Annotated in this window: 18 protein-coding genes; 13 read left to right on the top strand and 5 right to left on the bottom strand. The window is 70.8% G+C overall.

Annotated features, from left to right (window positions below; translation table 11 throughout):
• Positions 1 to 40: 40 nt before the first annotated feature.
• The 5 genes from ACZ6S6_RS08130 to ACZ6S6_RS08110 all read left to right on the top strand — a co-directional run bounded on the left by ACZ6S6_RS08130 (position 41) and on the right by ACZ6S6_RS08110 (position 6,662).
• Positions 41 to 1,636, top strand: a complete 1,596-nt coding sequence (locus tag ACZ6S6_RS08130; RefSeq protein ID WP_362954721.1) for an ABC transporter substrate-binding protein — start codon at positions 41 to 43, stop codon at positions 1,634 to 1,636.
• 167 nt (positions 1,637 to 1,803) lie between these two features.
• Complete coding sequence (locus tag ACZ6S6_RS08125; RefSeq protein WP_362954719.1) at positions 1,804 to 2,754, top strand: ABC transporter permease; 951 nt, start codon at positions 1,804 to 1,806, stop codon at positions 2,752 to 2,754.
• 1 nt (position 2,755) lies between these two features.
• On the top strand, positions 2,756 to 4,726 hold the full coding sequence (locus ACZ6S6_RS08120) for a dipeptide/oligopeptide/nickel ABC transporter permease/ATP-binding protein (RefSeq protein WP_469704382.1): 1,971 nt from the start codon (positions 2,756 to 2,758) through the stop codon (positions 4,724 to 4,726).
• A complete protein-coding gene (locus tag ACZ6S6_RS08115; RefSeq protein ID WP_469704381.1) occupies positions 4,723 to 5,730 on the top strand; it encodes an oligopeptide/dipeptide ABC transporter ATP-binding protein in 1,008 nt (335 codons plus the stop codon). Before ACZ6S6_RS08120 ends, ACZ6S6_RS08115 begins: the two co-directional genes overlap by 4 nt.
• Positions 5,727 to 6,662, top strand: a complete 936-nt coding sequence (locus ACZ6S6_RS08110; protein WP_362954713.1) for a dihydrodipicolinate synthase family protein — start codon at positions 5,727 to 5,729, stop codon at positions 6,660 to 6,662. The genes ACZ6S6_RS08115 and ACZ6S6_RS08110 overlap by 4 nt, the downstream gene beginning before the upstream one ends.
• 92 nt (positions 6,663 to 6,754) lie before the next feature.
• Here the strand turns inward: ACZ6S6_RS08110 and ACZ6S6_RS08105 are convergent, their stop codons facing one another.
• Positions 6,755 to 7,618 carry a chaplin gene (locus ACZ6S6_RS08105; RefSeq protein WP_469704380.1) on the bottom strand — a complete coding sequence of 288 codons (864 nt, stop codon included), beginning with the start codon at positions 7,616 to 7,618 and terminating at the stop codon, positions 6,755 to 6,757.
• A gap of 434 nt (positions 7,619 to 8,052) precedes the next feature.
• On the opposite strand from ACZ6S6_RS08105, the gene ACZ6S6_RS08100 reads away from it, so the two are divergent.
• From ACZ6S6_RS08100 to ACZ6S6_RS08075, 6 genes are all read left to right on the top strand, one after another.
• Positions 8,053 to 8,454, top strand: coding sequence for a rodlin (locus ACZ6S6_RS08100; protein ID WP_362954709.1), 402 nt, complete (start codon positions 8,053 to 8,055; stop codon positions 8,452 to 8,454).
• 290 nt (positions 8,455 to 8,744) lie between these two features.
• Positions 8,745 to 8,978, top strand: a complete 234-nt coding sequence (locus tag ACZ6S6_RS08095; RefSeq protein WP_362954707.1) for a chaplin — start codon at positions 8,745 to 8,747, stop codon at positions 8,976 to 8,978.
• A gap of 449 nt (positions 8,979 to 9,427) precedes the next feature.
• On the top strand, positions 9,428 to 9,718 hold the full coding sequence (locus tag ACZ6S6_RS08090) for a hypothetical protein (protein ID WP_362954705.1): 291 nt from the start codon (positions 9,428 to 9,430) through the stop codon (positions 9,716 to 9,718).
• A 184-nt stretch (positions 9,719 to 9,902) separates the two neighbouring features.
• Positions 9,903 to 10,313 (top strand): rodlin, encoded by a 411-nt coding sequence (locus ACZ6S6_RS08085; protein ID WP_362954703.1) that lies wholly within the window; start codon positions 9,903 to 9,905, stop codon positions 10,311 to 10,313.
• Between the two features lie 186 nt (positions 10,314 to 10,499).
• On the top strand, positions 10,500 to 10,679 hold the full coding sequence (locus ACZ6S6_RS08080) for a hypothetical protein (RefSeq protein WP_469704379.1): 180 nt from the start codon (positions 10,500 to 10,502) through the stop codon (positions 10,677 to 10,679).
• Between the two features lie 118 nt (positions 10,680 to 10,797).
• A complete protein-coding gene (locus tag ACZ6S6_RS08075; RefSeq protein WP_362954699.1) occupies positions 10,798 to 11,205 on the top strand; it encodes a rodlin in 408 nt (135 codons plus the stop codon).
• Between the two features lie 130 nt (positions 11,206 to 11,335).
• Here ACZ6S6_RS08075 and ACZ6S6_RS08070 read toward each other — a convergent pair whose 3' ends face one another.
• Positions 11,336 to 11,836 carry a DUF5949 family protein gene (locus ACZ6S6_RS08070; RefSeq protein WP_362954698.1) on the bottom strand — a complete coding sequence of 167 codons (501 nt, stop codon included), beginning with the start codon at positions 11,834 to 11,836 and terminating at the stop codon, positions 11,336 to 11,338.
• 386 nt (positions 11,837 to 12,222) lie between these two features.
• On the opposite strand from ACZ6S6_RS08070, the gene rsgA reads away from it, so the two are divergent.
• Together rsgA and ACZ6S6_RS08060 are read left to right on the top strand one after the other, a co-directional pair.
• The gene (gene rsgA, locus ACZ6S6_RS08065; RefSeq protein ID WP_362954696.1) at positions 12,223 to 13,410 is read left to right on the top strand and encodes a ribosome small subunit-dependent GTPase A; all 1,188 of its coding nucleotides are present in this window, start codon (positions 12,223 to 12,225) and stop codon (positions 13,408 to 13,410) included.
• Between the two features lie 69 nt (positions 13,411 to 13,479).
• Positions 13,480 to 14,847 carry a DNA-3-methyladenine glycosylase 2 family protein gene (locus tag ACZ6S6_RS08060; protein ID WP_469704510.1) on the top strand — a complete coding sequence of 456 codons (1,368 nt, stop codon included), beginning with the start codon at positions 13,480 to 13,482 and terminating at the stop codon, positions 14,845 to 14,847.
• Positions 14,848 to 14,853: 6 nt separating this feature from the next.
• Here the strand turns inward: ACZ6S6_RS08060 and ACZ6S6_RS08055 are convergent, their stop codons facing one another.
• The 3 genes from ACZ6S6_RS08055 to ACZ6S6_RS08045 all read right to left on the bottom strand — a co-directional run bounded on the left by ACZ6S6_RS08055 (position 14,854) and on the right by ACZ6S6_RS08045 (position 18,997).
• Complete coding sequence (locus tag ACZ6S6_RS08055; RefSeq protein ID WP_469704378.1) at positions 14,854 to 17,235, bottom strand: glycosyl hydrolase family 95 catalytic domain-containing protein; 2,382 nt, start codon at positions 17,233 to 17,235, stop codon at positions 14,854 to 14,856.
• A gap of 177 nt (positions 17,236 to 17,412) precedes the next feature.
• Positions 17,413 to 17,895 (bottom strand): DUF456 domain-containing protein, encoded by a 483-nt coding sequence (locus ACZ6S6_RS08050; protein ID WP_469704377.1) that lies wholly within the window; start codon positions 17,893 to 17,895, stop codon positions 17,413 to 17,415.
• A gap of 112 nt (positions 17,896 to 18,007) precedes the next feature.
• On the bottom strand, positions 18,008 to 18,997 hold the full coding sequence (locus tag ACZ6S6_RS08045; protein WP_469704376.1) for a helix-turn-helix domain-containing protein: 990 nt from the start codon (positions 18,995 to 18,997) through the stop codon (positions 18,008 to 18,010).
• Positions 18,998 to 19,140: the final 143 nt, after the last annotated feature.

Genomic DNA, 19,140 nt, shown 5'->3' with positions numbered 1-19,140 from the left:
CTGACCTCCGATGCCCCACCTCAAAGTCCCTGGAGGACCCGTGCCCGAGCTGAGATCAGCCGGTGTCGAGCGCCGCACCTTCCTGCGTTACACCAGTGCTGTCGGCGCTGCGGCCGCCATCACGGCGAGCCTTGCCGCCTGTGGCGGCCCGTCCTCGACCGCCGACGGATCGGCGGACAAGGGCAGTGGCAGCGACCTCATCGAGGCCGGTCTGTCCTACCCGCTGTCGACCGGCTTCGACCCGATGATCACCTCGGGCGCGACCCCGTACGCCGCCAATATGCACATCTTCGAGGGTCTGGTAGATCTCGATCCAGTAACGCTCGTGGCCCGTCCCGCGCTCGCCACCGAGATGCCGAAGAAGATCAACGCCACCACCTACCGGGCGACGCTGCGCAAGGGGGCGACCTTCCACGACGGATCGGCCGTCACCGCCGACGACGTGGTGTTCAGCTTCGAACGCATCCTGGACCCGAAGAACGCCTCGCTGATGGCGCAGTTCGTGCCCTTCATCGACACGGTCAAGGCCGTCGACGCCGGCACGGTCGAGTTCAAGCTCAAGTACCCCTTCGCGCTCTTCCCGTCCCGCATAGCCGTGGCCCGGATCGTCCCGAAGAAGATCGTGGCGCCCGACCCCAAGGCCTTCGACGCCAAGCCGGTCGGCTCGGGCCCGTACAAGTTCGTCTCGGCCACCCGCGAGGACAAGATCGTCTTCGAGGCGTACGACAAGTACAACGGCGCCCACCCCGCCAAGGCCAAGAAGATGGTCTGGCGGCTGATGTCCGACCAGTCGGCTCGCGTCAGCGCCATGCAGTCGGGCCGCGTCCAGGCCATCGAGGACGTCCCGTACATCGACGTCAAGAGCCTCTCGGCGAGCGCGAAGACCGAGTCCGTCCAGTCCTTCGGGCTGCTCTTCCTGATGTTCAACACCGCCGACAAGCGGTTCGCCGACAAGCGGGTGCGCCAGGCGCTGTTCTACGCCCTGGACACCGAGAAGATCATCTCCACCGCGATGGTCGGCAACGCAGCGGCGGCCACCGGCTATGTGCCGGCCACCCACCCCGAGTACCACAAGGCCGCCACGGTCTACACGCACGACGTGGCCAAGGCGAAGCAGCTGCTCGCCGACGCGGGCGTGAAGAACCTGTCCTTCACCGTCCTCACCACCGACACCGGCTGGGTCAAGGACATCGCCCCGCTGCTGAAGGAGAGCTGGGAGCAGGCGGGCGTCAAGGTCACCCTCAGCATCGCCCAGTCCGCGGCACAGTACGCCAAGGTCGACAAGGGCGACTTCGACGTCCTCGTCGCCCCCGGCGACCCGTCGGTCTTCGGTAACGACACGGACCTGCTGCTGCGCTGGTTCTACTACGGCTTCTGGCCGGAGAACCGCTACGGCTGGAGCAAGTCCGCCGCGTACAAGAAGGTCAAGCAGACCCTCGACAAGGCCGCCCAGGCAAGCGACGAGGCGAAGCGCAAGGAGCTGTGGGGCGAGGTCACCGACCTCGTCGCCGACGAGGCCGCGCTCTACCCGATCCTGCACCGCAAGCTTCCCACCGCCTGGAACGAGAAGGCGCTGCCCGGCTTCAAGCCGCTGCCCACCACGGGCCTGTCCTTCCTGGACGTCAGCCCCGCCTGACCGCCACCACCGGGCCGCCGCACCGGCTGACACCGGCCCGTTGATCCGGCGGCCGCCGGATCACGCCCCGCCCCGGCGCCGCTCACCCGGCGTCCGATAGCCCGGTCCGGGACACCGGACATCCCCGCTGTCCCGGACCGGCCCGCCCAACCGCAAGGAACCCGACGATGGTTGCTTTTCTCCGGCTCGCGCTGCGCCGCGTCGCGATGATGCCGGTGATGATCCTCGGTATCGCGCTGCTCGTCTTCGTGGTGCTGCAGTTCTCGCCGGTCGACCCGGCCTTCAACGCGCTGGGGGAGAGCTCCACTCCCGAAGCCCGCGCGGCCTTCTCCGAGGCGAACGGTCTCAACGACCCGCTGCCCGTCCGCTACTTCCGCTTCCTCGGCCAGCTGATCCACCTGGACCTCGGCAGCACCGTCCCGCCGAGCCAGCCCGTCATCGACCGGATCACCGCCGCCTTCCCGCTCACGCTCCAGCTCACCATCCTCGGGCTGATCCTCGCGCTCATCATGGCCGTGCTCGGCGGCGTCCTCGGAGCGATGTACCGCGACCGCTGGCCCGACCAGCTGTTCCGGGTGCTCTCCATGGCCGGGGTCGCCATCCCGTCGTTCTGGCTCGGTGTCCTGCTCATCCAGCAGTTCGCACTGAACACCCCGATCTTCCCGACCGGCGGCTACACCAACCCGGCGGACTCCTTCGGCGGCTGGCTCAGAACCATGGCCCTGCCCGCCTTCTCGCTCGCCGTGCCCGTCGCGGCGTCGCTCGCCCGCCTCGTCCGCACCTCGATGGTCGCCGAACTCGACCGCGACTACGTCCGCACCGCACGCGGCAACGGCCTGCCGGTGTTCCTGGTGATCCGCTCGGTGCTGCGCAACGCGCTCGTCACCCCGCTCACCGTGCTCGGCGTCAAGGTCGGCTACCTGCTCAGCGGCGCCGTCGTCATCGAAGCGATCTTCGACCTGCCCGGCATGGGCAAACTCATCCTCGAAGGTGTCACCGGCGGCGATGTCGCCCTGGTCCAGGGCACCGTACTGACCATCGCCATCGCGTTCCTGGTGGTCAACGTCATCGTCGACCTGCTCTATCTGCTGGTCAACCCGCGCATCAGGACGGTGTGACATGTTCACCACGGGCCGTCTGGCCAATAAGCTGTCCCGACCGGGCATCGCGTTCCGCGCCCTCCCGGTCACCTCCCGCGTCGCGCTCTGCGTGCTGCTCGTCGTCATCCTCGGTGCGGTGTTCGCCCCGCTGCTCACCCAGAACCCGCTCACCACCGGCACCCCGGTGCAGGCCCCGGGCGCCGACCACTGGTTCGGCACCGACCGGGCCGGCCGCGACGTCTTCGCCCGCGTCGTGCACGGCTCGCGCTACTCGCTGATCATCGGACTCGGCTCCACCGCCCTGGCCCTGATCGCGGGCGCGCTGCTCGGAGCACTCGCCGCCACCTCGCGCAAGCTCGGCGACGAGTCCGTGATGCGCACCCTCGACGTGGTGATGTCGTTCCCGCCGATCGCCCTGGCCGCCGTCCTCGTCGCGGTCTTCGGCACCAGCATCCCGGTCATCATCTTCACCATCGCCTTCGTCTACACCCCCTCGCTGGCCCGCGTGGTCCGCGCCAACGTCCTCTCCCAGTACGGCGAGGACTACGTCGCGGCCGAGAAGGTCATCGGCGCCCGGCGCGGCTACATCGTGCTGCGCCACGTCGCCGTCAACTGCATGGCCCCGGTCATGGTGTTCGCCACCGTGATGGTCGCCGAGGCGATCATCTTCGAGGCGAGCCTCTCCTTCATCGGCGCCGGTGTGCAGGACCCCGACCCCAGCTGGGGCAGCGTCCTGGCCTACGGCCGGCAGATCCTCCTCGCGGGCGGCTGGTGGGCCACGTTCTTCCCGGGCCTCGCCCTGCTGATCACCGTGCTCGCGCTGAACATCCTCTCCGAGGGCCTCACCGACGCCTCGGCGGCCCCGAAGAAGGCCCGTGCCGGCGCGGACCCCGCCCACACCACCACGGCACCGGACCCGGTGGAGGCCCGCTCCACCATCGACATCGACGCCGCCCTCACCAAGCTCGCGGAGCGCGTCCACGCCAACGGGCCGGCGATCACCCCGGTACCGGAGGACGCCGCCGAACTCCTGGTCGTACGGGACCTCGCCATCCGCTTCCCCGACCGGTACGGCACCGTCCCGGTCGTCGACTCCCTGGACTTCACCGTCCACGAGGGCGAAACCCTCGGCCTGGTCGGGGAGTCCGGCTGCGGCAAGTCCATCACCAGCCTCGCCGTCATGGGCCTCCTCGCCCGCAACGCCGAGGTCAGCGGGGAGATCCTCTACCGCGGCCGGGACCTGCTGAAGCTCCCGCCGAAGGAACGCCGCGCCCTGATGGGCCCCGAGATCGCGATGGTCTACCAGGACGCGCTCTCCTCCCTCAACCCGTCCGTGCTCGTGGGCACCCAGCTCAAGCAGCTCACCTCGCGAGGCGGCACGAAGACCCCGGCCGAACTCCTCGACCTGGTCGGCCTCGCACCCGAACGCACCCTGCGCAGCTACCCGCACGAGCTCTCCGGCGGCCAGCGCCAGCGCGTCCTGATCGCCATGGCCCTGTCCCGCAGCCCCCGCCTGCTCATCGCGGACGAACCGACCACCGCCCTCGACGTCACCGTCCAGGCCCAGGTCGTCGAACTCCTCGTCCGGCTGCGCGACGAACTCGGCTTCGCGATGGTGCTCGTCAGCCACGACCTCGCCCTCGTCGGTGACCTGTCGCACCGCGTCGCGGTGATGTACGCGGGCCGGCTGGCCGAGATCGGTGACACCCGGTCCGTACTCACCGCCCCCACCCACCACTACAGCCGCGGCCTGCTCGGCTCGGTCGTCTCCCTGGAGGCGGGCGCCGAACGGCTCCACCAGATCCGCGGCGTCGTCCCCGCGCCACAGGGCTTCGGCGAGGGCTGCCGGTTCGCCTCGCGCTGCGGCGCCGCCACCGAACTGTGCCGCACCACCACCCCCGCACTCACCGCACGCGCCGGCGCGCACGACCACGGCTTCGCCTGCCACCACCCGGCGAAGGCCGCACAGCTGGAAAGGAGCGCCCTGTGATCAGGCTCGACGGCGTCCACGTACGCCACAAGGCACGCAGCGGAGGCGTCTTCCGCCGCGACGCCGTGCACGCCCTCACCGACGCGAGCCTGGAGGTCAAGCGCGGCGAGATCGTCGGCCTGGTCGGGGAGTCCGGCTGCGGCAAGTCGACGATGGCCCGGGTGCTGACCGGTCTGCAGAAGCCCACCGAGGGCACGGTCACCTTCCACGGCAAGGACCTGTGGGAGATGTCCGGGACCCAGCGGCGCGACGACTTCGGCTCCGCCGTCGGCGTCGTCTTCCAGGACCCCTCCACCGCCCTCAACCCCCGGCTCACGGTCCGCCAGATCCTGCGCGACCCGCTCGATGTGCACCGCCGCGGCACCCGCGAGGAGCGCGAGGCACGCGTCGAGGAACTCCTCGACCTGGTCGGCCTCCCCGGCCACACCCTGGCCGCGCTGCCCGGACAGCTCTCCGGCGGCCAGCGCCAGCGCGTCGCCATCGCCCGCGCCCTGGCGCTCGAACCGGAGCTGATCGTCGCCGACGAACCGACGTCCGCGCTCGACGTCTCGGTCCGCGCGCAGGTCCTCAACCTCCTGGTGGACCTGCGCGAACGGCTCGGCCTCGGCATGGTGTTCATCTCGCACGACATCCAGACCGTGCGCTACCTCGCCGACCGCATCGCCGTCCTCTACCTCGGCCGCATCGTCGAGGAGGGGCGCGCGGCGGATGTCGCGGGCGCCCCCTCGCACCCGTACACCGAGGCACTGCTCTCCGCGACCCCCAGCCTGCTGGAGACCACCGAGCGCATCGTGCTCACCGGTCCGGTCCCCTCGGCGACCAACCCGCCGACCGGCTGCCCGTTCCGCACCCGCTGCTGGAAGGCGGACGACGCGTGCGCCACGGTCTTCCCGGTCCGTACCGACGGCCCCGACGGACACCGCTGGCACTGCGTCCACCCCCAGACCCCCGCGTCCCCCTCCGGGGACCCGACCCCCGTACCGTCCGCAAGGAGCACCGCATGACCGCCCGAACCCCCCGCTATTCGGGAGTGATCCCGCCCGTCGTCACCCCGCTCACCGCGGACGGCGAGCTCGACCGCCCCTCCCTGGAGCGGGTCGTGGGGCATCTTCTCGACGGTGGTGTCAGCGGGCTGTTCGCCCTCGGCAGCTCCGGCGAGACCGCCTATCTGACGCCCGGACAGCAGGACCAGGTCATCGAGGTCATCACGGCGGCAGCCGCGGGCCAGGTGCCGGTCCTCGTCGGAGCGATCGAGACCACCACCAACCGGGCCATCGAGCGCGCCAACCGCGCCGCCGAGCTCGGTGCGGACGCCGTCGTCGTCACCGCGCCCTTCTACACCCGCACCCACGACATCGAGATCGACCGCCACTTCAGGGACGTCGCGGCAGCCGTCGACCTGCCGCTCCTCGCGTACGACGTGCCGGTCTGCGTCCACAGCAAGCTCGACCCGGAACTGCTGCTGCCGCTGGCGGCCGACGGGGTCCTGGCCGGGGTGAAGGACTCCAGCGGCGACGACGGCTCGTTCCGCCGGCTCGTCATCGGGGCCCGGGAACTGCCCGGGTTCTCCGTGCTCACCGGCCATGAGCTGGTCGTCGACTCGATGATGCTCGGCGGCGCCGACGGCTCGGTCCCCGGGCTCGGTAACGTCGACCCGCACGGGTACGTCCGCCTCCACGAGGCCGCGGTACGCGGTGACTGGGCCGCGGCGACGGCCGAACAGGACCGACTCGTCGCGCTCTTCGACATCATCCGCGCCGCCCGCCCGGGAACCGCCTCCGCCACCGCCGCGGGACTCGGCGCGTTCAAGACCGCGCTCATGCTGCGCGGGATCATCGCCACCAATGTGATGAGCCCGCCGATGCGCCCGCTGGACGCGGCGGAGACGGCGACGATCGCCGGGTGCCTGGACCGCGCGGGGCTCTCCAGGGCCTGACGGCCCCGCCCCGTCGCACGGACGGGGACGACGCATGGTCCGGCCGGACAGCTTGGGCTGTCCGGCCGGACCTTTTCAGTGCGTGGGGTGTGTCAGCTCTGCGACTTGCGGCTGCGGCGCATCAGCAGGCCGCCACCGAGCACCATCGCGGCGCTGGCGCCACCGGCGATGCCCAGGTTGCTGTTCGCACCGGTGTGCGCCATCTGCGGCGGCTTGTGGTGGTGCGTCGGCTTGTGGGGGTGCCAGGCGTGCGTCGGCGGGTTGTGGGTGGGCGGGTTGTGGGTCGGCGGGGTGTGCGTGGGCGGGTTGTGGTGCGGGGGGTTGTGGTGCGGCGGGTTGTGGGTGGGAGGGGTGTGGGTCGGCGGGTTGTGGTGGTGGCCGGGAGGGCAGTCACCGTTGTGGTGGTGATGGCCCGTCTTCGGCGGCGTCGGGGGCTGGTGGTGGGTCGGGGGCTGGTGGTGCGTCGGAGGCTGGTGATGGGTCGGGGGCTGGGGGTGCGTCGGAGGCTTGGGGGTCTCGGTCCCGCCCCCGCCGTTCTCGCACTCGTTGCCGAACGCCGGGTTCAGCAGGCCGACCACGTCGACCGTGTTGCCGCAGGCGTTGACCGGGACGTCAACCGGCACCTGGATCAGGTTGCCCGACAGCACGCCGGGGGAGTTGGCCGCGACGCCGTTGGCGCTCGCGCCCTGGGCATCGCCGCTGCCCGATCCGCCGCCGGCGTTCTCGCACTCGTTGCCGAACGCCGGGTTCAGCAGGCCGACCACGTCGACCGTGTTGCCGCAGACGTTGACGGGCACGTGCACCGGCACCTGCACGGCGTTGCCCGAAGCGACGCCGGGAGAACCGATGGCGGCGCCGTCGGCCGACGCGTCCGCGAAGGCGTAGCCGCCTGAGGCGGTCAGGATGCCTGACGCCGCCGCCATGACGAGCACGCTTTTACTCAAGGCTTTTCGCATTGGTTGCCCTTCCTTAGGACATTTCGCGCGGGCGCATTGCCCGCGGTTCATTCATCAGCCGGCAGCAACCGTCGGGCATGCCACTACTGGTGGGTGAGCGTCCCGTCGGGCGGGCTTGACTCCACCCATAACGACGCGCGTGTGGCGGGGAAACGTGGAATCCGTGTAAATCGTGTGACCACTCGGACGGACTACGTATAGGTGTTCGTTTCCGGGATTCGGCGCATTGGGCCGCACGTGACGCCCGGCAGGGGAAAGCCGTTGAGGCTTGAATCAAAAAGCGCGCCCACCGAATGCGCTGCGGATTAACGGCCTTCTTTCGCACGGGTGTCCGTGGATTCCCGGCATTCGGGTGAATGGACATAACCAAACGTCCGGAAGCGAGTTGGTCAGTGCGCTCCGGTACGGGGCATCCAGTACGAGAAGGGTTCATCGTGATCAAGAAGGTCCTGGCTACGGGTGCCGTTGCCGCCTCCATCCTCGGTCTCGGCGCCGCGCAGGCGATGGCCATCGGCAACGACGGCGGCACCACGTCGGTCAATGGCAACGGGGCCTCGCAGTCCTTCGGCAACGCCGAGACCCACGGCGACGGCAGCCCGCAGTTCGGTCTGGTCCAGGGCTCGCTCAACAAGCCCTGCATCGGCCTGCCGGCCAAGGCCAACGTCGGTTCGCTGATCGGTCTCGTCCCGATCGCGGTCCAGGACGTCAACGTCCTGTCGTCGCCGCAGAACCAGCAGTGCACCGAGAACTCCACCCAGGCCAAGGGCGACGAGGCGCTGTCGCACATCCTGGACGGCATCCCGGTCCTCTCCGGCAACGGTGCCGGCAACAGCTGATCCGGCTGTGCTCAGGCCCGAGCCGCGGGCGTTCCTCCTCCGAGCGGCTCGGGCCTGCTGCTGTGCTGTGAAGGTCCGCCCGCGCACGGTCCGGTGATCGCGACGGTGACGTCGCGTGATCGGAACTGCGTCATTCGGGCGGACTTTTAGAAATCTTCATCTCGAAGAGTTTCGCTTACCGTCTTAAATCGTTACGAATTACAGCGGCGGAGTTACGAGTGAGCAGAACCCGCGCTCGTGCGGCACGAAATTCGTTGCCGCTACGGACTCCGTCAAAGAAAGGGTTGAAAGTGAAGTACACCAAGATTGCCGCCGTCGCCGCCGGAACCCTCATGGCGATGGGTGCCGCCGCCCCGGCGTTCGCCGACTCCGGCGCCGAGGGTGCGGCCGTGGGCTCCCCGGGCGTCCTGTCCGGCAACGTCATCCAGGTCCCGATCCACATTCCGGTCAACCTGTGCGGCAACACCGTGAACGTGGTCGGTCTGCTGAACCCGTCCTTCGGCAACACCTGCGTCAACGCCTGATCTCTGTACCGCCGGGACCTGTCCCGGCACCGGTCTGCCCCGGATCGCATCTCCTGCGATCCGGGGCTTTCCTCTTTCCTGCGTTCTCCGTCCCGGGAGTTCGCGGCCCTGCCCGGACGCGGTGGAAAGGCCTGAGCCATTTCCACCGGCCCGGGGCGCGGTGCGCCGGCGGCTGGGGGCTGACATCCGGGCGGGCGCGCGGGACGGAGTACCGACAGTGCACCACCGATGTGCGTCCGCTGTCCCGCACTCACACCCGATTCAGTGATTAGTCATGCAATCGATCGAGTGGTCCTGTGAGCCGTTCCGAGAAAAGCCGGAAGCTCCAGTTGCCCGGCCGCAATCGGATCGTTAGCCATGGAGAAAGCGGCAGAAGTCACAGCTAAAGAAGGCTGGTGCGGCGCGGAGACGCGACCGAAACGGCTGCCGTTGCAGAAGGGAACCTGAAAGTGAAGTACGCGAAGACCGCCGCGTTCGTTGCCGGCTCCGTGGTCGCTCTCGGAACGGCTGCTCCCGCCTTCGCCGTTACCACCGCCACGGCTCCGAACTTCAGCCTCGACGGCGGTGTCAACCAGGTGGTCGCGGCGGCCCCGCAGGCCGTCGACCCGATCATCGACACGGTCGGCGGCGCCGCCGACGCGCTGCAGAAGGACGGCACCGTCACCAAGCTCGCCGGCCAGGCCACCGGTGCGGCCAAGGGCGCTGCCCCGCTCGTGGGCGGTCTCCCGCTCGGTGGCTGACCCGTCCCAGGACGGCAGTTCCCGATCCAAAGCGTTCCGCGTCTCTCCGGTGCCGTACCTCCCGTGAACCGACGGATGGCAGAAGCACCGTTCGAGTGAAGCGCCACAACCATTCCCGCCGCCGCGAGTTGATCAGAGCGCTCAGGACAGCGGGCAACAGAAAAACCCAGAAGGGCTACATTCAATGATCAAGAAGATTATGGCGTCGGCAGCCGTCGCTGCCTCCATCGTCGGCGTCTCCGCCGCGGTGGCTCCCGCGGCCATGGCGATCGGCAACGACCAGGGCACCACCTCGGTCAACGGCAACGGTGCCATGCAGTCGTACGGCAACTCCGCCACCCACGGTGACTGGAGCCCGCAGTTCGCCCTCATCCAGGGGTCACTGAACAAGCCCTGCATCGCCCTGCCCGCCAAGGTCAACGCCGGTTCGCTGCTCGGTGTCGTGCCGGTCTCGGTCCAGGACCTCAACGTCCTGTCGTCGCCGCAGAACCAGCAGTGCACCGAGAACTCCACCCAGGCCAAGGGTGACGAGGCGCTGTCGCACATCCTGGACAACATTCCGATCCTGTCCGGCAACGGTGCCGCCAACGACTAGGTCGTGTTTTAGAAGTCCCGTGGGGCCGACCCGTCCACGCGGCAGCCGGATTCCGGCCGCCCGGACGCGTCGGCCCCACGCCGTTTCCCGGTGGCGCAGCCCGAAACTCCCCGAAAGGACGGGTCCGCTGGGCCGGTTGCCGTAGTGGCACCGGGCCGTTCCCGCCGTACCGGGTATGGCCCCCTCATGGACCAGTACGACAGCAGGAGCCCGCAGGACCGCCGTCGCCCGGAAGGCCCCACGCCGATCTACGACCGCCTTCTCGCCGAATGGCAGGCGTCCCGGGGCGACCCGGAGCCCGATCCGCCCCGCGTGGGCGGCCTCGTACCCGCGGCGCGCACCTCGGGCGAGGCCTTCCGAGGTTGACGAAAAGTGTCGAACTTACAGTGGATCGAACCCATTTGAGTGGAACTGCGCAACCGACGCCTCTCTGGGGGGTTGATCAGTACGTTCCAGAACGGAACGCTTCGAAAGGTGACGTGTGATGAAGAAGATGATGGCCGGCGCGGCAGTAGCCGTGTCCATGGTCGGCCTGTCCGCCGTAGTGGCCCCCGCGGCCATGGCGATCGGTAACGACCAGGGCACGACGTCGGTCAACGGCAACGGCGCCCAGTCCTCGTTCGGCAACAGCGTGACCCGGGGCGACGGCAGCCCGCAGGCCCAGCTCATCCAGGGCTCGCTGAACAAGCTCTGCGTCGGCGCTCCGATCAAGGCCAACGTCGGTTCGCTGATCGGGCTCGTCCCGATCGCGGTCCAGGACGTCCAGGTCCTGTCCTCGCCGCAGAACCAGCAGTGCGCCGACAACTCCGTCCAGGCCAAGGGCGACGAGCCCCTCTCGCACCTGGTGGACGACATCCCGGTCCTCTCCGGGAACGGCGTCGCCAACAACTGACGCCTGACACACGTGCCGCGGGCGGTCCGGGAAGTCCCGGGCCGCCCGCGGTCCGTCGGCGGGGCAGCTGAGTACGCGCGATGCCCACCGCTCCACGGGGGCGGTGGGCATCGTCCGTGTCCGGGGGCGGTCAGCCCAGGCTGCGTACCGGCAGGACGCAGTGGGCGGAGGTCACGATGACCTCCGGGTCGCCGGCGAAGGACCGCAGCGAGTCCTCGGTCACCGGATACCCAGGCGCCCCCTGCGGCCACGGGCGGGTGGCGAACATCGCGTGCACCTCGCCCTGTTCGCGGGCAGCCGCCAGCCACTCCGGCCGAGCCGGGTACTGGGCGGTGAAGTGGGGCAGTGTCAGGACGGCCTGACCCGCCTGGATGAGGAGCTTCACCGGGAGCCCGGGGGTCTCGTCGGCGCGCACGGGGCCGCCGCCGACCGGAAGGCCGCTGCGCTCCAGGGCGATGTGCATGGCGCTCTCGCCGGCCGCCGGGCCGTCCGACCCGTCGCCGAGTGAGTACACGAGCAGGAAGGCGACGTCCCGCCCGTTGTGGGGATGTTCGCCGCTCCAGCCGATCAGGGTGAGGGTGCCCAACTGGGCCTGGGTGAAGGTGCCGGTGGATGTCTGGGGGGAGGTCATGTCCGGCACCCTAACCGGCTGCGACCGGTCGATCTCCATGCGTATCACCCGATCGGGGGAGAGTTACGGATATCGGTGGTCCGCGCTCCCGAACCGGAACTCCGGAACGGTCCGTTCCCGAGTACCGGTCAGCGGGCCGCGTTAATTCGGTTGACGCTCCCCGACCGCTCCGGGCTATCGTTTGCGACGTTACGGACGGCGGACGAGACCGCTGCTCCCGGACCGTGCGTGAACCAGGAGGTGAGGACATTGATGACTGTCGTTGCGGTGGGCGCTGCCCACAAGCCGAAGTGCATCGTTCCCACCCCCGTGGCCGCCGGCTGACCTTCTTCGAGACTTCTGCGCCGCCGTGCGCAGTGCCGGGGCCACCCTGTGAAGGGTCTCCCTTGTCTTTCCCGTCTTCATCCTCTCCTTCCTCCCTCTCCTCCCGCGCTCCGCAGGACTCCTCGCCGTCGCACCCGTTGGCCGCGTACGGCTGGGACGACGACTGGGCGGCCGAGTTCGCCCCGTACGCCGCGCAGGGGCTGCTGCCCGGACGCGTGGTGCGGGTGGACCGCGGGCAGTGCGACATCGCCACCCCGCGCGGCACCCTCCGCGCCGACACCGCGTTCGTCGTGCCCCGCGACCCGATGCGGATCGTCTGCACGGGCGACTGGGCCGCCGTCGACCCCGAGGGCGACCCGCGGTTCGTCCGTACGCTGCTGCCCCGGCGCACGGCGTTCGTCCGCTCCACCTCGTCCAAGCGCTCCGAGGGCCAGGTGCTCGCCACCAACGTCGACCACATCGCCATCTGCGTCTCGCTGGCGGTGGAACTCGACCTGGGGCGGGTCGAACGGTTCCTGGCCCTCGCCATGTCCAGCGCCGGCGGTGACGCGCTGCTGCGTGACGGGGCGTCGGCCGGGGACGGGGCCGCCGAGACGGTCGTCGTCCTGACCAAGGCCGACCTGGTCCCGGACGCCGCCACGCTGTCCTACCTCGTCCAGGACGTCGAACGCCTCGCGCCGGGGGTGCAGGTGCTGCCCGTCAGCTCCGCGACCGGTGAGGGCGTCGACGTGTTCGCCGCGATCGTCTCCGGCGGTACGAGCGTGCTGCTCGGGGCCTCCGGCGCGGGCAAGTCCACCCTCGCCAACACGCTGCTCGGGCACGACGAGATGGAGGTGCGGGCCACCCGCGACATGGACGGCAAGGGCCGGCACACCACCACGACCCGCAATCTGCTGGTGCTGCCCTCCGGCGGGGTCCTGATCGACACCCCGGGACTGCGCGGGGTCGGCCTGTGGGACGCGGAGACCGGCGTCGGCCAGGTCTTCTCCGAGATCGAGGCGCTGGCCGAGCGGTGCCGGTTCCAGGACTGCGCCCACGAGGCCGAGCCGGGCTGCGCGGTGCTGGCGGCGCTCAAGGACGGATCGCTGCCCGAACGGCGCATGGACAGCTACCGCAAGCTGCTGCGCGAGAACCAGCGCATCGTCGCCAAGACCGATGCACGGGTCCGCAACGAGCTCCGGCGCGACTGGAAGCGCAAGGGCGCCGAGGGCCGGGCCGCCATGGAGGCGAAGCGCGGCCGGGTCAGGTAGCCGGGCACCTGGTCGACGTCCGAAAACCGCGAGTGCCGTGGTGCGCGATGTCGCACACTGGACGGTGTGATGGACGAAGAGACCAGGTACGAGGCGGTGAGCAGCCGCGACGCGCGTTTCGACGGAGAGTTCTTCTTCGCCGTCGAAACGACCGGTATCTACTGCCGGCCGAGCTGCCCCGCCGTCACGCCCAAGCGGAAGAACGTCCGTTTCTACCCGACCGCGGCCGCCGCCCAGGGCAACGGCTTCCGGGCGTGCCGACGCTGCCGCCCGGACGCCGTCCCCGGCTCCGCGGAGTGGAACGTCCGGGCCGATGTGGTCGGCCGCGCCATGCGGATGATCGGCGACGGTGTGGTGGACCGGGAGGGCGTCCCCGGTCTCGCCGGCCGGCTCGGCTACAGCTCACGGCAGGTGCAGCGGCAGCTCAACGCGGAGCTGGGCGCCGGTCCCGTCGCCCTGGCGCGCGCCCAGCGCGCGCACACCGCACGGGTCCTCCTCCAGACCACGGCACTGCCCGTCACCGAGATCGCCTTCGCCGCCGGCTTCGCGAGCGTGCGCCAGTTCAACGACACGATCCGGCAGATCTACGCCCGTACCCCGAGCGAGCTGCGGACCGAGGCGGGCACCGGCCTCGGCGCGGCGGTCAAGGAGGCGCGCACCACCGGAATCCCGCTCCGGCTCGCGCACCGGGGACCGTACGCCGCCCGCGAGGTCTTCGACGTGCTCGCCGCCGGGACGGTCGCCCGTATCGAGGAGGTCAGCGGCGAGCCCGGCAGCCGCACCTACCGGCGCACCCTGCGCCTTCCGTACGGCACCGCCATCGCCGCCGTGGACGAGCGGTCCGCCGGGAACTGGCTGGAGGCCCGAATCCACCTCACCGACCTGCGCGATCTGACCACGGCGGTGCAGCGGCTGCGCCGGCTCTTCGACCTGGACGCCGATCCGTACGCCGTCGGCGAGCTGCTCGCCGCCGATCCGCTGCTCGCCCCGCGGGTGGCCGCCCGCCCGGGGCTGCGCTCGCCGGGTGCGGCGGACCCCGAGGAGTTCGCCGTACGGGCCCTGGTCGGTCCGGCGGCGGCCGAGGCGCTCGTGGAGACGTACGGGAAGCGCCTGGACGTGCCCTGCGGCGGGCTCACCCATGTGTTTCCCGAACCGGGCGTGCTGGCCGGTTCGGCGGCCGACCCGCGGCTGCGTGCGCTGGCGGCGGCGCTCTGCGACGGGAGCGTACGGCTCGACGCGGGCGCCGACCGGGACGAGGCCGAGCAGGCGCTGCTGCGGCTGCCGGGTATCGGCCCGGCGACCGCGGGGCTGATCCGGATGTGCGCGCTGGGTGACCCCGATGTCGATCCGTACGGGACGCCCGGCTCGCACCGGTGGCGGCCGTGGCGCTCCTACGGCGTACGCCACGCGGAGGTCGCGGGCCGGGCGTCCGGGTAGCGGCGGTCAGGCCGGCAGGCCCCAGCTGGGTGCCGGCTCGTTCGCGGTGACCGGGCGGACGGTCAGGTCCGGGCGGTCACCCGCCGCGGTGATCAGTGCCGAGTCGCCCTTGCGGAGCCGGATGCGGACCGATCCGCCGGCCAGTTCCTCATGGTCCAGGGGGCGGCCGTGCCGGTCGCGGACCTCGATCGCGCCCTCGATGCCGTGCCGCACGACACAGGGCGCGCCCGCCTCGCTCGTCAGCCGCACCCAGCGGGTCCGGCCCTCTTCCCGTACCGCGCTGAGCAGGAAGGCGCCCTGGGTGCGGAAGTCGTGGACGGTCAGCTCCCGCCAGGCGGCGGGCAGCGCGGGGAAGACCCTGATGGTGCCGCCCCAGGACTGGCAGACCATGTCGTGCAGCGACTGGGCCGCCGACAGCGGGGTCTCGATGACCGGGCCCGACTCCTTGTACATGGTGTTGGCCTGGATGAACCGGCTCATCAGCTGGCCGAGGTACTTCAGCGCGTCCTCGCCCTTGCCGAGCAGCGCCGACATGGAGGCCGCGCCGGTGAAGGTGTAGCCCTGGAGGGCGCCCTCGAAGCCGACCCAGTGGGCGAGGGACTTCTCGATCAGGGCGCGCTCCGCGTCGGTGGAGCCGTTGATCTCGTACAGCGGGTAGACCGCGAGCATGTGCGAGTAGTGGCGGTGGGACATCGCGAACGGCACGCCGGCGCCGATCATGAAGCCGTTCTCGTCCACCGGGTACGGGGCGAGCCTGGCCAGGACCTCTTCCCAGCGGGCGGTCAGCGGGTCGCGGACGCCCAGTTCCCGGGCCGAGTCGAGCAGGGTGTGGCAGCCCCAGCGCAGCAGCATCAGGTCGTAGTTGCAGTCGGGGGCGTTGACGCCGTACTCCGGGGAGAAGGTCGCCGGGAGGTGCAGCTTGCCGTCGGCGCCCGGGGCGAGGAAGTGCAGGTAGTAGTTGACGGCCTTGCGCAGCAGCGGGAACAGCGTGTCGCGCAGGATCGACCGGTCCATGGTGTGCCGGTAGGAGAGCCAGACGTTGTGCAGGGCCCAGGTCAGGTTGCCGACCTCGGGCGTGGGCGGGTCCTGGCCGGGGATGCCGACCCCGTATCCGCCGTCGGCGACGGCAGCGCCGTTGACCAGTTGCGGGTCGGTGGTCCGGGGGATGCCCGCGGAGTCCGCCCGGTAGGGGACGGCGACCTCGCGGGAGAGCTGGTCGCGGAACTCGCTCAGGGCCCGGGTGACGGCGTCCAGCTCCAGGTGGTTGGAGCCGTGGATCAGCCAGTACTCCAGCTGGACGTTGAGGTTCCACCAGGTGTTGGGCCAGGGCGTGGGCTCCAGCCAGGGGCCCGAGGTGGCCATCACCGGCGCGTCCTTGCGCGCGGCCGACGCCGTTTTGTAGAGCTGGATCCAGTAGAACCGCTGGAGCCGGGCATCGGGCAGGGACAAGAAGCTCTTCCGGTAGAAGCGGTCCCACCAGAGCCGGTGCGGGGCGGCCAGCAGGGTGTACGGGAGGGCCGAGGCGACCGTGACGGTCCGCAGGGCGCGGTCGCGGGCGCTGTTCTTCGGATACGAGTGCGCGACGCTCGCGTACAGGGTGCGGCCGGCGCCGCGCGCCCGCTCGCGCCAGGCGGTGACGTGCTGTCCGCCGCCGAGCAGCGACTGCACGGCGGCGGAGGTGGCGCCGTGCTGCTCGACGACGGCCGGGGGATTGCCCGTGTAGCCGTCGGGCAGCGGTTTGAAGGCGGCGCGGGGGCTGATCGCCTCGGCCGGGTGGAAGACCCAACGGAAGTCCTTCTCGCCCGCGCTCGGGGTCACCTCGACGGCCAGGACGTCGCCGGTGGACTGGATGAAGGCGCGGAGCGTGAGGGTGCCGGCGGAGGTCGTGACCGTGCCCCGGAGTTCGGCCGTGCGCAGCCGCATCCGCCAGTCGATGCCCGTGATGGTGCCGGCCGGCTCCAGGGTGAAGTGGCCGATCGGGAGCCGGGCCAGGCCGAAGAGCGAGCCGTACTCGGGGCGGTGGTCCTGGACCTCGGAGTGCTGGACGTTGAACCGGATCGCCGTGGTCTCGGCGCCGGGCTCCGCGTAGATGCCGGAGCCGAGCCGGCCGTTGCCCAGGTACGGGCCCTCGTACCAGGTCTTCGGCAGCTTCTGCCAGTGCAGGTCGGCGTCGTCGAGGACGGTGTTCCAGCTGTCGGCGGGGGAGTGCACCGCGACCGGGGCCGTCGCGGCGGCCGCCGGGGCGGCGGCCTGGGCGGGGACGGCCGTGCCGCCCACCACGAGGGCGCCGCCGAGCGCGGTCCCGGTGGCGAGGACGGTTCTGCGGGAGGGCGCGGGCGACGGGGAATCGGTCCGGGGGGAGGCGGCGGGGTCCGGTGCTGTGGGCAAGGCATCTCCTGGCGACTCATACGCAGTCGGGTGCGGCAATTCATCCGAGCTATGTCCTCACGGAAGTTAGACTTGCGCTATCCGAGCGTCAATAGGATGCGAGAGATCCGATGTGTTTCTATCCATGTGATCGGACTCCGTCTACGTGACGCCAGGGCCGGAGCGGCACGCCCCGCGTCAGCGCCAGAGCAGCACGCTCAGCCATGCCCCTGTCACCAGCAGGCAGGCGAACAGTTCGACCAGTACGGAGTAGCCGGTGGCCCGCATCACCGAGCGGACCGAGGCCCACCCCGCCCCCCGGCTGCCCAGCCGCAGCCGCTCCGCCCCGTAGATCACGCCCACGTACCCGGCGATCGCGCCGATGACCGGGACGACGAAGAAGCCGGCGATCGCGCCGATCCCGCCGAGCATCAGCGTCCGGCGCGGCGCACCCGACTCACGCGGGCGGCGCGGTGCGAGGAGCGGCTTCAGCGCCTGGTTCAGCAGCAGAAGCGCCGTGGCGCCGATCAGCACACCCCAGGCGGCCGGGGTGTTGTCCGCCAGCGCCCACCACAGCACGGCGGCCCACACGATCGCCTGACCTGGCACACCGGGCACCAGCACACCGATCAGGCCGAGCAGGATGACCAGGCCGACGGTGACGAGCTGCCACACACTCATCTGACCAGCGTGCCGGAGTCCGGCCGGTCCCGCCCGTCGTCGATGCCCCCAGCAGTGCCCGTCGGCGCAGCTCAGAGGGCGTATCGGCCGGGATTCGAGGGCCGACGGCCGCTCAGGCGCGCGGCTCGCGGGACACCCAGCCCCGCTCGTAGGCATGCCAGCCCAGCTGTAGCCGGGTCGACACCCCGGTGAGCTCCATCAGGCCCTTGACCCGGCGCTGCACGGTCCGCAGCCCCAGTTCCAGCTGTTTCGCCACACTGGCGTCGGTCAGCCCGGCCAGCAGCAGTGACAGGACTTCCAGATCCGTCGGATCGGGCCCGGTCGCGTCCTCCCGCAGCAGCCCGCTCTCGCCGAGCCGCAGCGGCATCGCCTCGCGCCACACCGCCTCGAAGAGCCCCATCAGCGACTCCAGCAGCCCGGACGCGTGCACGACCAGGGCCGCGGGCTCCGCGCCACGGCCCGTCAGCGGAACCATCGCCAGCGAGGCATCGGCGACGACAAGCTTCGTCGGCACCCGGTCCACGACCCGGCACCGCTCGTCACGGCTCAGCGCCGCCGACAGCTCCAGGATCCCGGACGGCAGCGCGAGCACCTCGCGCTCGACCACCACCCGGAACGTCACCCCACGCGTGGCGGCCTGCTCCTCGGACTCGTTGTCGAGACCGCTGACCGCGATCGGCTTCCCGGTGACCAGGGCGCACACCTCGCTCGTCGCACCCAGCTGGAGCTGATGGAACCGGTGCGCCACCGCGCTCGCACCGGTGACCACCTCGACCAGGTCGTGGACGGCGGGTTCGGCGGCGTCCGCCCGGTACTCCTCGGCCAGCAGCGCCGCCGCCAGCTCCGCCTGCTCCAGCTCATGGCGCTGCTGCGTCAGCAGCGCACCCAGCGCGACCCCCGGCGGCGCCGCCACCCACCGCCCCGTGCGGGCCGACGACTGGGCGGCCAGACCGTGCTGCTCCAGCCGTCGCAGCGCCCGCTCGGTCTCCGGTTCCGGAAGCGCCAGCCGGTGTGCGAGATCGGAGAGCTCCGCGGCTCCCAGCGCCACGAGCGCGCGATAGGCCGACTCCTGTCTTTCGTCGAGACCTATGGCTCCCAGCATCTCCGGACCCCTCCCCGGACGCAGTGCTTCCATGTCATGTCGGGCTGTTCGGCCGACCGGGCCGTGGCGGAAAGCGGCCACGGCGTAAACCCGCCTCGGCACATCATCGCTGTACCGCCCGCCCCTCTGCCAATGTTGCGCCA

This window comes from Streptomyces sp. NPDC048671 (assembly GCF_055587045.1).
This window is presented reverse-complemented; position numbering and strand designations above follow the sequence as displayed.